At 37.3% G+C, this 14,103-nt stretch carries 15 protein-coding genes; 3 read left to right on the forward strand and 12 right to left on the reverse strand.

Annotated features, from left to right (window positions below):
- Window positions 1-11 precede the first annotated feature (11 nt).
- The 8 genes from rpsJ to iscR form a co-directional block, all read right to left on the reverse strand.
- Window positions 12-323 carry a 30S ribosomal protein S10 gene (rpsJ, locus tag J3U74_RS07130; RefSeq protein ID WP_006120582.1) on the reverse strand — a complete coding sequence of 104 codons (312 nt, stop codon included), beginning with the start codon at window positions 321-323 and terminating at the stop codon, window positions 12-14.
- Between the two features lie 666 nt (window positions 324-989).
- Window positions 990-1,328: an ISC system 2Fe-2S type ferredoxin gene (fdx, locus tag J3U74_RS07135; protein ID WP_220218634.1), complete on the reverse strand. Its 339-nt coding sequence runs from the start codon at window positions 1,326-1,328 to the stop codon at window positions 990-992.
- A 14-nt stretch (window positions 1,329-1,342) separates the two neighbouring features.
- Entirely contained in the window at window positions 1,343-3,202 is a 1,860-nt protein-coding gene (hscA, locus tag J3U74_RS07140) for a Fe-S protein assembly chaperone HscA (RefSeq protein WP_267329603.1), read from the reverse strand.
- A 37-nt stretch (window positions 3,203-3,239) separates the two neighbouring features.
- On the reverse strand, window positions 3,240-3,758 hold the full coding sequence (hscB, locus tag J3U74_RS07145; RefSeq protein WP_267329602.1) for a Fe-S protein assembly co-chaperone HscB: 519 nt from the start codon (window positions 3,756-3,758) through the stop codon (window positions 3,240-3,242).
- A gap of 14 nt (window positions 3,759-3,772) precedes the next feature.
- On the reverse strand, window positions 3,773-4,096 hold the full coding sequence (gene iscA, locus J3U74_RS07150) for an iron-sulfur cluster assembly protein IscA (RefSeq protein WP_267329601.1): 324 nt from the start codon (window positions 4,094-4,096) through the stop codon (window positions 3,773-3,775).
- On the reverse strand, window positions 4,096-4,482 hold the full coding sequence (gene iscU / locus J3U74_RS07155) for a Fe-S cluster assembly scaffold IscU (RefSeq protein ID WP_220218630.1): 387 nt from the start codon (window positions 4,480-4,482) through the stop codon (window positions 4,096-4,098). Before iscU ends, iscA begins: the two co-directional genes overlap by 1 nt.
- A 15-nt stretch (window positions 4,483-4,497) precedes the next feature.
- A complete protein-coding gene (locus J3U74_RS07160; protein ID WP_220218629.1) occupies window positions 4,498-5,712 on the reverse strand; it encodes an IscS subfamily cysteine desulfurase in 1,215 nt (404 codons plus the stop codon).
- Between the two features lie 45 nt (window positions 5,713-5,757).
- Complete coding sequence (iscR, locus tag J3U74_RS07165; protein ID WP_220218628.1) at window positions 5,758-6,213, reverse strand: Fe-S cluster assembly transcriptional regulator IscR; 456 nt, start codon at window positions 6,211-6,213, stop codon at window positions 5,758-5,760.
- A 163-nt stretch (window positions 6,214-6,376) separates the two neighbouring features.
- On the opposite strand from iscR, the gene sltY reads away from it, so the two are divergent.
- Window positions 6,377-8,317 carry a murein transglycosylase gene (gene sltY, locus J3U74_RS07170; RefSeq protein WP_267329600.1) on the forward strand — a complete coding sequence of 647 codons (1,941 nt, stop codon included), beginning with the start codon at window positions 6,377-6,379 and terminating at the stop codon, window positions 8,315-8,317.
- 11 nt (window positions 8,318-8,328) lie between these two features.
- Window positions 8,329-8,619, forward strand: coding sequence for a trp operon repressor (trpR, locus tag J3U74_RS07175; RefSeq protein ID WP_220218626.1), 291 nt, complete (start codon window positions 8,329-8,331; stop codon window positions 8,617-8,619).
- Between the two features lie 38 nt (window positions 8,620-8,657).
- Here the strand turns inward: trpR and robA are convergent, their stop codons facing one another.
- The 3 genes from robA to J3U74_RS07190 form a co-directional block, all read right to left on the reverse strand.
- Window positions 8,658-9,575, reverse strand: coding sequence for an MDR efflux pump AcrAB transcriptional activator RobA (gene robA / locus J3U74_RS07180; RefSeq protein WP_220218625.1), 918 nt, complete (start codon window positions 9,573-9,575; stop codon window positions 8,658-8,660).
- An 85-nt stretch (window positions 9,576-9,660) separates the two neighbouring features.
- Window positions 9,661-10,242 carry a Fe-S biogenesis protein NfuA gene (gene nfuA / locus J3U74_RS07185; RefSeq protein WP_267329599.1) on the reverse strand — a complete coding sequence of 194 codons (582 nt, stop codon included), beginning with the start codon at window positions 10,240-10,242 and terminating at the stop codon, window positions 9,661-9,663.
- Window positions 10,243-10,343: 101 nt separating this feature from the next.
- Window positions 10,344-11,015, reverse strand: coding sequence for a phosphoribosyltransferase family protein (locus J3U74_RS07190; RefSeq protein WP_267329598.1), 672 nt, complete (start codon window positions 11,013-11,015; stop codon window positions 10,344-10,346).
- A 953-nt stretch (window positions 11,016-11,968) separates the two neighbouring features.
- Between J3U74_RS07190 and J3U74_RS07195 the strand changes: the two genes are divergently transcribed.
- On the forward strand, window positions 11,969-12,532 hold the full coding sequence (locus J3U74_RS07195) for a peptidylprolyl isomerase (RefSeq protein WP_220218623.1): 564 nt from the start codon (window positions 11,969-11,971) through the stop codon (window positions 12,530-12,532).
- A gap of 94 nt (window positions 12,533-12,626) precedes the next feature.
- Here the strand turns inward: J3U74_RS07195 and J3U74_RS07200 are convergent, their stop codons facing one another.
- A complete protein-coding gene (locus J3U74_RS07200) occupies window positions 12,627-13,832 on the reverse strand; it encodes a tetratricopeptide repeat protein (RefSeq protein ID WP_267337963.1) in 1,206 nt (401 codons plus the stop codon).
- Window positions 13,833-14,103 lie beyond the last annotated feature (271 nt).

Below are 14,103 nucleotides of genomic sequence, written 5' to 3' on the forward strand. Positions count from 1 at the left end.
TCAGCCTAGGATTAACCTAAACTGATCTGCACATCAACACCGGCAGCAAGATCTAGGCGCATTAAAGCATCAACTGTTTTTTCAGTTGGCTCAACGATATCAACTAGACGTTTGTGAGTACGAATCTCATATTGATCACGCGCATCTTTATTTACGTGCGGAGAAATCAATACTGTGAAACGCTCTTTGCGTGTCGGTAATGGAATAGGACCACGAACTTGCGCACCTGTGCGCTTCGCAGTTTCTACAATTTCAGCAGTTGATTGATCAATCAAACGATGATCAAACGCTTTTAACCGGATACGGATTCTTTGGTTCGACATGAGACCAGAGCTCCACTATTTAAAAGTTATAACAAAAGACTACTCCTCTTGCCCTGTTTCGATTGACAGGAGAGTGTAATCCGTTCTTTTTCGTAATTCCCAAATCGGGAATATTGTTGATATAATTCAATATTTTTATATACGATTATATCGTCATACGCATTTGTTTATCGAAAATGCAACAAACAAAGTGCGTCAATTATACGTAAATAATCAACTAATGCAAGGAGTAATTCATCAAAACTTATCGATAATTAGATATCGTTAGCAAATAAACTGGGTTGTCAAAAACTAAACACCGACAATTTTCTAAGGTGACACTTGCGATAGCGCATCGGACGAAGATTTACAAGATGAGGTTAGCAAGATGAGGTTAGCAAGATGAGATTAGATAGTTCGATAGTTAATGAGAGCGTCAATAGAATAGTTACTCGCTAAATTTTGCTCTTTTAGTGATTTATCAATCTGCTTATTTTGACTTCATACCCGTAAAGTAGGTTATCTTTTTTGGATAATACCTGATATTCAATGTCAGCCATTAACGCTAAAATAAAAGTAAGGCAAGATAGAAAATACCAAAATCACATTACCGGCACAAAAACGATTGAATACACTTAATAAAGATAGCCGATATAGCGTGATAAAAGTCGCCATTATGGCGACGAATTAATGATCTTCTTTGGCGTGATTAAGACTATATCTTGGAATTTCTACTTCTAAATCTTCATCAGCAACTCGTGCCTGACAGCTCAGACGGCTATGTGGCTCAACGCCCCACGCTTTATCAAGCATATCATCTTCTTGTTCATCACTCTCTTGGAGTGAATCAAATCCTTTACGGACAATACAGTGACAAGTCGAGCAAGCACACGACATTTCACAAGCATGCTCAATTTCAATATCATTGCGTAAAGCAACTTCTAATATAGATTCGCCTTCCTCTGCTTCGACGGTTTTTCCCTCCGGGCAAAGATCGGCATTAGGTAAAAAAGTAATTTTTGGCATAATAATCTCGTTAGTTAAATATCATTAACATTGTGACCGGTTAATGCATGACGGATTGATCTGTCCATACGTTTAGCCGCAAAGTTTTGCGTAACACTATCAACAATTTTAATTTGCGCTTGAATGTGATAACGATCGTCAGATTCACTGGCGAGTTGTAATTGATGTTTAGCGGCTAAAATTTGTTCCAGTTCCGCTGGGCTTAATAAATCAGCATCTTTATCTAAAGCGCTTTGTAGTGTTTCCAGCACTCTTGCTGCTTCAACTTTTTGTTCAGCAAGCATTCTAGCTTGTTTATCTTCTTGGGCATGACTAATTGAATCTTGAATCATGTTAGCAATTTCATTATCGGTTAAACCGTAAGAAGGCTTGACTTGAATGGCTGCTTCAACCCCGGTTGATTTTTCCATGGCGCTGACGCTTAATAAACCGTCAGCATCAACTTGAAACGTCACACGTATATGCGCGCCGCCGGCTGGCATTGGCGGAATCCCACGTAGCGTAAACTGCGCTAGCGAACGGCAATCGGCAACCGTTTCCCGTTCCCCTTGTAGCACATGAATCATCATCGCCGTTTGCCCATCTTTAAAAGTGGTAAACTCTTGAGCACGTGCGCAAGGTATCGTGCTATTACGAGGAATGATTTTTTCAACCAACTGCCCCATGGTTTCGATCCCTAAAGACAGTGGAATGACATCAAGCAATAACATATCAGAATCTGGCTTATTGCCAACTAAGATATCAGCTTGAATGGCAGCACCGATTGCCACCACCTGATCTGGATCGATTGAGGTTAATGGCTCAGTCCTAAAATAGTTAGCAACGAGTTGACGGACTAATGGCACACGAGTTGACCCACCAACCATCACCACTTCTGACACCTCATTGGCATCGATATTGGCATCTTTCAACGCTCGTCGGCAAACGGCTAAAGTTCGCTTAACTAATGGCTCAATGAGTTGTTCAAACTGCGTTCGGGTAATGGTTAATGTTTGATTATTAATCTGACATTCCACACTCTCTTGCTGGCTTAAGGCTATCTTAGCTTCGACAGCTTGATTAAGAATTTGTTGGTTTAAGCGATGATCATCAGCAGAATCTATACCTAACTGTGTTTTGATGTAATTCGCCACTAACCGATCAAAATCATCCCCGCCGAGGGCTGAATCGCCACCGGTAGCCAGTACTTCAAACACCCCTTTATGTAGTCGAAGAATAGAGATATCAAACGTACCGCCACCTAAATCATAAACCGCAATTACGCCTTCTTTGCCCGAATCCAAACCATAAGCAATGGCAGCGGCAGTTGGCTCATTTAACAGACGAAGAACATGCAAACCGGCTAATTTAGCCGCATCTTTGGTTGCTTGTCGTTGGGCATCATCAAAGTAGGCTGGAACGGTAATGACCGCACCGTCTATTTCACCTTGTAAGCTCTGCTTAGCTCGCTCAGCCAACGCAACTAAAATTTCTGCTGATACTTGAATTGGGTTGACTTTAATATTGGGTAAATTTAATAAAGGCACGCCATTTTCAGTAAATGAAAAGGAATAGGGAAAATGCGAGACATCAATATCAGCTTCGCTTCGCCCCATTAGCCGTTTTACTGAACTGACGGTATTTTGCGGATCACTGGTCGCACTAGTTTTGGCATTTTTACCGACAGTAATAATCATATTATCATCATGATCAAGGCCATAATGAACAACCGAAGGGAGTAATGCCTCACCCTCTAGATCGGGCAGTACTTCTGATTTGCCACTACGCACCGTTGCCACTAATGAATTTGTTGTACCAAGATCGATGCCGACCGCAAGGCGGCGCTGATGAGGTTCTGGGGTTTGTCCCGGTTCACTGATCTGTAATAAAACCATTTAATCTATCTCTAATTGATGTGTGACTTATCTTAAATTATAAAGGAAATTGTTTTTCTTGTAACTTTTCGATGTGTTCAATCAATCTAGCTAGATAACGGATTTTATAGATTTGATTCAGTGCTAATTGCCAATCTTGCTTTGCTATATGTTGCAATAGTTGCTGGTAGACCGCTCGCTTTCGCTCTGATATTTGCGCATCAAAATCATCCAAAAGGGCAAAGTTCGCCTGCTGTTCGATCTCATCAAGCTGTTCACGCAAGGTGAATTGTTCCATTAAAAAGTCAGCATCATGAATAATATTTTGCTCTGTTTCCACATCGAATCCTTGTAAAGACAGCAGATATTGCGCCGCTTTAATTGGATCTTTAAGGGTTTGATAAGCATCATTAATCATTGCCGACTTTTGAATAATTGCCACTTTTTCGCTATCAGTTGCATTAGCAAAATTATCCGGATGATACTGTCTTTGCAACTGCTGATAGTGCGCAGTTAAATGCGCCATATCGACAGGCAAACTTATCGGCAATTGAAACAGCTCAAAATAGTTATCCACAATCATCGCTCCAATTAAACATTAAAGCTTTCGCCACAACCACATTCGTTATGCGCATTAGGATTATTAAATTTAAAGCCTTCGTTTAAGCCTTCTTTGACAAAATCAAGTTCGGTGCCGTCAATGTAAACTAAACTTTTTTTATCGACGATGACTTTTACATCTTTGTCTTCAAAAACGCTATCATCATCGTTAATTGTATCGGCAAACTCTAAAACATAAGCCATACCCGAACAACCTGATGTTTTAATGCCAAGTCTGAGCCCAACGCCTTTTCCGCGATTAGCTAAAAACGCTTGAACTCGATTGGCTGCGCTAGTAGTTAATGTAATTGCCATTAACGTTGTCCTTTTTTAGTTTTATAGTCATCAATTGCTGCTTTAATTGCATCTTCGGCTAAAATTGAACAGTGAATTTTAACCGGCGGCAATGCCAGCTCTTTGGCAATATCGGTATTTTTAATCGCTTGCGCTTCATCGAGCGATTTACCTTTGATCCATTCGGTCACTAAAGAGCTCGAAGCAATCGCACTACCACAACCATAGGTTTTAAATTTAGCATCTTCAATAATGCCTTCATCGTTAACTTTGATTTGTAGTCGCATTACATCACCACATGCTGGCGCACCGACCATACCACTACCAACATTAGGATCATTTTGATCGAATGAACCCACATTACGAGGGTTTTCATAATGATCAACGACTTTTTCGCTATATGCCATAATTTACTCCTAATTTTAATGGGCTGACCATTTGATTGTCGTTAAATCAACACCATCTTTAAACATTTCCCAAAGTGGGGAAAGATCCCTTAACTTATCGATAGAGTCTTTAATCAATTTAATGACATAATCAACTTCTTCTTCTGTACTAAATCGTCCTAATGAAAAACGAATCGAGCTATGGGCAAGCTCATCATTAAGTCCTAATGCACGCAGTACATAAGAAGGCTCTAAGCTTGCCGATGTACAGGCAGAGCCGGAGGACACTGCTAAATCTTTTAATGCCATCATTAATGATTCGCCCTCAATATAAGCAAAGCTAACATTTAAGATATTTGGTGCGCTATGCTCTAAAGAGCCATTTAAGTACACTTCTTCAATATCTTTTAAACCATTCCATAACCGATTTTTTAGGGCTAATAATCGTGGCATTTCAGTTGCCATTTCCTCTTTGGCAATACGGTAGGCTTCGCCCATGCCAACAATTTGATGTACAGGTAATGTACCCGAACGCATACCACGCTCATGACCACCACCATGCATTTGTGCTTCAATGCGTACCCGTGGTTTACGTCGTACATAAAGCCCACCGATGCCTTTTGGTCCATAGATTTTGTGACCGGAAAATGACATTAAATCGACTTTTAATTTCGATACATCAATCGGTAATTTACCCACAGCTTGAGTGGCATCAACATGAAAAACAATGCCTCTTTCACGGCACATTTCACCGATTTTTTCAATATCTTGTATCACGCCGGTTTCATTATTGACATGCATAATCGAGACAACGGTCGTATCGCTACGCATCGCCTGTGCAAGCTTATTAAGATCAAGTATGCCGTCAGATTCCGGGGCTAAATAAGTCACTTCATACCCTTCTCGCTCAAGTTGACGGCAAGTATCAAGTACGGCTTTATGTTCAGTTTTACAAGTTATGATGTGTTTACCTTTGGCTTTATTAAAATGCGCTGCGCCTTTGATAGCCAGATTATCAGCCTCAGTTGCCCCAGAGGTAAAAACAATTTCCCGTGAATCAGCGCCAATAAGATCGGCAATTTGGTTACGGGCAATATCAACCGCTTCTTCGGCTTGCCAACCAAATTTATGTGAACGAGATGCCGGATTACCAAAAATACCATCTAAGGTTAAATATTGCATCATTTTGTCAGCAACTCTAGGATCAACAGGCGTTGTTGCTGCGTAATCCATATAAATAGGTAATTTCATTAACTGCTCCCAAAAAACAAATTCTGTATATCTGTATAATAGTTCTTAACTAATTGTGACGTGTTGGATATGACTTTGTCGATTCGCTACTGCTTTAACTTCTTTATTGTTGACTAGTTCACTTAGCGTGATACTGGTTAAAAACTCTTCAATGCGCTCGCTTAAGTCATTCCATAAAGAGTGGGTTAAACATCTTACACCGCCTTGACACCCATCTTGACCATGACATTTTGTTGCATGAACGGTTTCATTTACGGCTTTCACAATTGAGCTTATGGCGATTTGATCCATACTACGGCTGAGAACGTAACCGCCACCCGGACCACGAACACTGGTTACTAAGCCATTTTTACGTAAACGAGAAAATAGTTGTTCAAGATAAGATAGTGATATTTCCTGACGTTCTGAAATATCAGCGAGTGATACAGGGCCTGATTGTGAATGCAATGCCACATCTAACATTGCGGTTACCGCATATCGCCCTTTTGATGTCAATTTCATTAATCATTCCCCTGTGTGTAATGTGAATATTTTATATTTCCTTTAATTTTAGTCAAGTATTTAGTTGACTATTTTAGTGGGAATTAATCTATCGCTTCTTTCATCGACGATTGATAACAAAATATGCTAATCTAGCACTCCAATTTGATGCAGGGGTTAGAAAATGAGTTTTGTATTTCGATGTTTCTTGATCGTTAGTTTATTAGTGACAAATAATGTATGGGCAAATAATACTCAAATTACGTTAAGAGAAAGTTTCAAAAAATGGCAAAATACCTATCAAACACTGAGTTATGATGAACAATTCAAACTGCTCAATACACTAACAGACTATCCATTATACCCTTATGCAGCCGCACAGTTTTTTCAACTTAATCGCAAAACGGTTAGTCCTGATTTAGTCAGTAATTTTGTCCGTCAATATCCAAACTTTCCATTAACATCTTCGCTCACTCAAACATATCTAACCGAATTAACCAATCGAAAAGATTGGTCAGCGATTATCTCGTTTCCCAAAGATGATTCAACTTCGTCCTTTTGCCGAAATCAATATGCATTATTACAACTAAACAATAAACAAGACGTCCTCGATTCGGTCGAATCATTATGGAAGACAGGCAAAGAGCTTCCTTCCGCCTGCGATCCGCTACTTGATGTCTGGTCTAAAAGTGGAAAACGCACCGCAAATATGATTTTATTACGTGTCGAACTTGCGTTTGAAGCAAACAACCTTAAGTTGGCACGTTATTTAGCCAACCAATTAGATGCAAATTATCAAACCACGAAAACGCATTTATTAGCCCTATTAGAAAATCCTCGAAAAATAGAAGACTTTTCTAAAAATATTGGCGCCAGTCCGTTTACTAAAAAAATTGTTATGGCAACTTTTCCACGGTTAGCTAAAGCCGATATGAATGTAGCGGCAACTTTATTGCCACAATTAATTGAAAAGCAAAAACTGTCTCAAACCGAGCAAAACCTGCTACGAAAAAGTCTGGCTAATAGTTATTTCAGTGATCTTGCAACCGATGAACAAATAAAATGGCGAGATGATTATATTGCTCAAAGTCATGATACCACCTTAGTTGAAAAACGCATTCGTAAGGCAATCGATGACAACAACTATAAAGATTTAGCCTATTGGCTAACACAACTTACGCCTGAAGATCAATTAAAAGAGGACTGGCAATATTGGCAAGCGCGTGTGCTATTAGATAAGAAAGAGACCAAACAAGCCCATGAAATTTTAGAAAAATTGAAGACTAATCGTGGTTTTTACGGCATGATAAGTGCTCAAACGCTTAAAAAACCTTATATTGTTAATAATCAATCGAAAACCCCATCATCTGCTCAAATCAATACACTTAACAGCAAATACGACAATCAACTTGCGGTAAAAAGAATAAAAGAGTTAAGATTATTAGGTATGATGTCCGAGTCGGTTGCCGAATGGCGTGCGGTCTTAAAAAATGAGACTCAAGCGAAAGCATATTTAGATCTAGCCATATATGCTCATCAGAAAGGTTGGGGCGATTTAAGTATTTTAGCCACAATTTCCGGTAAACTATGGGATAATTGGACTGAACGCTTACCGATAATGTACTTAGGGCTGTATAAAGATGCCTTAAAAGATAAAACCATTCCGTTATCTTATGCTTTAGCTATCACTCGTCAGGAAAGCGCTTTTAACACAGCAATTCAATCGCCTGCCGGGGCGAGTGGTTTAATGCAGTTGATGCCAGCCACTGCTAAGGAGACTGCGGCAAAAGTTAGTTCAGTGACTTATTACTCGCAATCTCAATTATTTGAACCACAAACCAACGTTTTATTAGGTAGTTACTTTTTAAATAAAGTATATGAGCAAAATGACAGAAATCGCATTTTAGCTTCTGCTGCTTACAATGCAGGACCTAGTCGGGTTAAAAAATGGTTAAGTAAAAGTGGCGGAAAACTCGATGCAGTCGCCTTTATCGATAGTATACCTTTTACCGAAACCCGGAATTATGTCAAAAATATATTAGTTTATGATTATATTTACCAAACAATTTTAGGTCAGAAAAAGAGTAAAATCTTAACGGAAAATGAATTTAGTAAACACTATTAATGGTGAACACAATGAAAACTAAAGAATGGAAACAGACAGTTGAAATATTACACCAAGCATTTAATGACGGTTACTCACTTGATATATTGAAATTATTAATGACTGCTGATGAGCGTGATGCGCTCATCACACGCGTTAAAATAGTTCGTTCGCTACTTGACGGCTCAATTAATCAGCGTCAATTAAAAGAACAATTAAAAATCGGCATTGCAACAGTGACCCGAGGCTCAAATAGCCTGAAAGAGGCAACACCAGAGTTTAAAACCTGGCTTGAGAATATTTTATTAAAATCAGACAGTTAAAAGCACCCGGTCACGGTTGCTCTACAGCAAAATTGGCGTTATAAATTTTGTTGGATATTTACTTCGTTCTCGGTCACAACAGGCACACAATAATCACACTCCATGCTTTTAATATCCTTTAGTGAGTGAACACTATCATCATGATGATTATGGTGAATTTCGATTATACAACTTGAACTACGTAAGCGAACTTTTAAAGCTGGCATTGCCGCTAAATGAACTTGTGAAATAAAATCACTAAAGTTTTCCGGCGCCCCGATATATTTAAAGCACAGATACAAACCACCTTCGCTAACAATTTGTTCGATATGCTCAAGATTATTATTATGTTCTAAAGCAATGGTATAAAGTAGCTCTTGCTCATTAGCATTATCTTTGCTTTTTAAAATACGACTAAAAGCATAAATTTTATCCGGTAAATTCTCTTTTTTATGAGAATAACGAGATAAATAATTATGGAAGAACTGCGCTCGTAACTTGTTCTCTTCATCTAATAATTGACTCAAATTACAGTTATTTTTGTAGCTAATTCCCCAAAATGTCTGCTTAGGCATATTAACAAATTTCGGTTCGGGTAGGGTTAATTGATCTTTGTTTAACTCAATTGCCGGCGTTAAACCAATTGGATCCCAATATTCACCGCGTCGATAACTTGCCGGTGTTTCGTTAAATTGCTTTTTAAAAGAACGGGTAAAGGTTTGTTGTGAATCAAAGCGATACTGCATTGCAATATCTAAAATAGGCTTACTGGTCATACGTAAAGAGAGCGCAGCGTAAGTAAGCCGACGGTGACGTATGTAAGTACCAAGCACTTGACCTGTTACCTCTTTAAACATACGTTGTAAATGCCATTTTGAATAACCTGATTTTTGCGCAACGTGATCAATTGATAACGGTTGCTCCAGATTTTTTTCAATCCAAACGATAAGATCTGAAATAATACTAACTTGATTCATATAACCCCATCATAAAATGAATTGACACACATCACCCGATTATGACTTAATCCCAGCAATAAGCAAGGTTTAAATCAAAAATTTTTTAACAATAAGAATGACTTCCGGCGTGATGTTCAGTAATATCTTTTACCCCAGCCAATTCGGGAAATTGAGCTAATAGCTGTTTTTCAATCCCTTCTTTTAAGGTGTAATCAACCATAGAACAACCGTTACAACCACCGCCAAATTGTAATATGGCATAATTATCTTCGGTTAACTCAACTAAACTTACATGCCCACCATGACTAGCTAGCTGAGGATTAACTTGTGCTTGAATCACATAATTCACCCGTTCAATTAACGGGGCGTCATCTGCCACTTTTTTCATTTTCGAATTAGGGGCTTTTAAGGTGAGTTGAGCGCCGAGTTCATCGGTCACATAATCAATGACGGTCTCTTCTAAAAAAGGGGCACTGAGCTCATCAATATAAACCGAAAAACCCGTTTGCTTTTCTTCAATATCGTTATCTTCAATCGTATCAGCTGGACAATATGATACACCACACTCCGCAGAAGGCGTGCCAGGATTGATAACAAATACACGAATTTGCGTCCCTTCCGGTTGATTGGCAAGCAATTTTTTAAAGTGCTGTTGTGCTGATTCAGAAATAGTGATAATTGACATAACCCCTCACTTTGGTGCAATTGTACGTTCGACTATCGTATGCACCATTTATCATAATAGTTGACTAACTTTCTTGGTTATTATAGGGCTTGTTTTCGATTTTACAAGATCGTACGACACAAACACAACACTTGAATTTTAGCTGCACCACTGTTTTTTAATTGTTGGCTAATAGCGTTAATCGTATTGCCTGTTGTAACAATATCATCAATAAGTAAAATCGATTTATTACTCACACTAGGCCGGCAAGTAAAAAGCGTTTGTACATTATTTTGTCGTTGCTTAAGCGATAAATCTTTTTGATCGTGAGCAAACTGATGACGTGATAACAGAGCTGGATCAAAATAACAACTTAACCATTTTGCTATGGGTTTAGCCAATAATTGCGCTTGATTAAATCCACGATACCAGTACCGAATATGATGCAGTGGCACACAGGTAACGATGTCCGGTTTAGCCAAACCACTATTTAATCGTCTTTGATACCATGCTAACAACATCAATCTTGCTAACGCCTGATTTAATTCAATTTGATGATAAAACTTTAAACGATGTATCAATTTTTTTAACGGATCGATATATTCCGTTACCGCAATTAGCTCATCCCAATAAGGTGTATTATCCCGACAACGATAGCATATGGCCGTCGGTAGTGAATGGGGTAAAGCGCATTGGGGGCAGACTTTATTAAATTTAGGTAAATTTTTTAAACATTGACTACAAATACCATGCAAAGGCAAAAATAAAGGCATATTACACAAGACACAACGCATACAAACCACCTGTCATTGTCTGTCAAAAACTTTCAGAAAACATATACGTTTTAGTATAAAAATATCTGTTTATTGTGATTTTCTAAAATCGCCTTATTGGCTAAAGCCAAAACGTTTTACCGCAGCTTGAAAATGCTTATCAAAAACTTTCAGAAAATATATACGTTTTAGTATAAACCTATCTGGTTATTATGATTTTCTAAAATCGCCTTATTAGCTAAAGCCAAAAGGTTTTACCTCAGCCTAAAAATACTTGTCAAAAACTTTCAGAAAACATATACGTTTCAGTATAAAAACATCTGTTTATTATGATTTTCTAAAATTGCCTTATTGGCTAAAGCCAAAACGTTTTACCTCAACCTTAAAATGCTTGTCAAAAACTTTCAGAAAATATATATGTTTCAGTATAAAAATGTCTGGTTATTATGAATTTCTAAAATCGCCTTATTGGCTAAAGCCAAAACGTTTTACCTCAACCTTAAAATGCTTGTCAAAAACTTTCAGAAAATATATACGTTTCAGTATAAAAATATCTGGTTATTATGATTTTCTAAAATCGCCTTATTGGCTAAAGCCAAAACGTTTTACCTCAGCTTGAAAATGCTTATCAAAAACTTTCAGAAAATATATACGTTTTAGTATAAACATATCTGCTTATTATGATTTTCTAAAATCGCCTTATTGGCTAAAGCCAAAACGTTTTACCTCAACCTTAAAATGCTTGTCAAAAACTTTCAGAAACTATATACGTTTTAGTAAAAACGAGCAAACAGCGTTTTTATATCGAAAACTAAAAACAGTTTCATCATAACGTTAAAAAATAATTTAGAGATTTCAATAAATAAAACTGGAAGATGCTATACAAAATTTTTTCTAATTTTTCTAATTTGTTATTTCAAATAATCTAATATTCGGTATAATCAGCCGACAATATTGGATTAAGGAATTAACATATGAATAAAATCAAAGTGTTATTAATATCATTGCTAATAACTTTTTTTTCTGCCTTTAGTTATGCGGATACCAAAGTTTTACTACAAACCAGCATGGGTGACATTGAAATAGAATTAGATAGCGAACATGCGCCGATTACCACTAAAAACTTTCTTGATTATGTCAACAGTGGTTTTTATGAAAATTTAACTTTTCATCGAGTCATTCCTCATTTTATGATTCAAGGCGGGGGTGCAGATGATCAATTAAAATTCAAAAATGGTAATGCACCGATAAAAAATGAAGCTGAAAACGGTTTGAAAAACGATCGTGGTACTATTGCAATGGCAAGAACTAATGCCGTTGATAGCGCAACCAGCCAATTTTTTATTAATGTTGAAAACAATGACTTTTTAAACTATCAATCGCCGGAAAAATATGGTTATGCTGTATTTGGCAAGGTCACTAAAGGCATGGATGTAGTTGATAAAATTGTTAACACCCCGACCAAACGCGTTGGTCCACATCAAAATGTCCCTGTTGATCCAATTTATATTAAAAAAGCAATTGTGATAACAGAATAGAGCTTCTTAAATTTATCTTTATTAAAAGAACTGCCTTAATATATAAGACAGTTCTTTAAACAGGTTTCAAGTTTGCCTGACTTATGAATAATGTTTATTTGATTCCTTTGTGAAGAATATCGCAACTTTTTTTAAGTTTTTGCTCACAAGCTAGTTCAAAATACTTTTTAGCTAACTCGCTATTTTTTTCAATACCATCACCTTTATAATACATAACGCCTAAATTATGCATTGCTTCAGTGTTACCATTATCTATTGATTTTTTATACCAAAATAGTGCTTTTTCTTTATCGACTTCGAAACCACCGTCACCTTCGTTATAAGCTTTTGCTAAATAATATTGTGTTTCACCAAGCTCTTTTTTCATTGCGTTACTGAGCCAATATACCGTTTTATCTTTATTAACTTCGAGACCGTCACCTTTGTCATACAGTTCTGCTAAACGATATTGCGCTTGAGCAATTTCATATTCCGGTCCAGTGATTTTTCTATGTCCCCTTTTTATTAGCTCTGCTATGACATCGTCACTTTCATTATTCAAAACTGCTAAATAATATTGCGCCTTAACAAATCCTTTTTTTGCTGCTTTTGTGTACCAATATACTGCTTTCTCTTTATTGACTTCAACACCGTCACCTTTGTCATATCTCTCTGCTAACTCTAATTGCGCCGAACCCTCCCCTTGTTCCGCAGCTTTTGTATACCAATATAGCGCTTTTTCTTTATTTCCTTCATGATCATACATCCAGGCTAAACCATAGTGCTGCGCATAAACAAACCCTTGTTCAGCCGCTTTAGTGTACCAATAGAGCGCTTTTTCTCTATTTTTATCGAAATTGAACGACCGCCCTAATTCATATTGCGCAATAGCAAATCCTTGCTCTGCTGCTTTAGTGCGCCATTTTTCACGTTCAAACCTTCTGGATAAATCATATTGCGCTTGAACAGATCCGGCTTCCGCTGCTTGAATAAGCCAATAGAGCGCTTGTTCTTTATCGACTTCGACTCCCTCACCTTCTTCATACATGCGTGATAAACCATATTGCGCAACAGAAACCCCTTGTTTCGCTGCCTGAGTAAGCCAATTTAGTGCTTTTTCAGTATTTTCTTCGACGCCGTCGCCGTTGTAATACATAAATGCTAAATTAAACTGAGCATCTTTATCTCCCTGCTCAGCCTCAGTGTTACAAGCAATAAAAGCTTTATCAAAAGCTTTTTGTTCGAAATAGGTAGCGCAATTATTAGCGTAAGCTGTCGTCGATAATAATGCTGTTAATACAACAAATAGTACTTTTTTCATTAGTTTTCCTTAAATTCCTAAAAATAATAATAATTTTTTTATTTTGCCTGCTGGCAAGAAAAGAACAAAAATACGTTTACTATCTATTACTCGTTAACAATGTACTTTTAAACCGCTTATCGATATCGGGTTGTGGAGTTGATAAAATGACTAACACGCCAACCAAATATCTTGAGCCGTATTAAAATGTCATTGTTAAGCTAATTTATATCAAAAAAGTAATTGTGTTAACAGAATAAATGATATTTTGAGGCTGTATAAAAAAAGAACT

Source organism: Gilliamella sp. B3892 (assembly GCF_026536305.1).
Taxonomy (GTDB): Bacteria; Pseudomonadota; Gammaproteobacteria; order Enterobacterales; family Orbaceae; genus Gilliamella.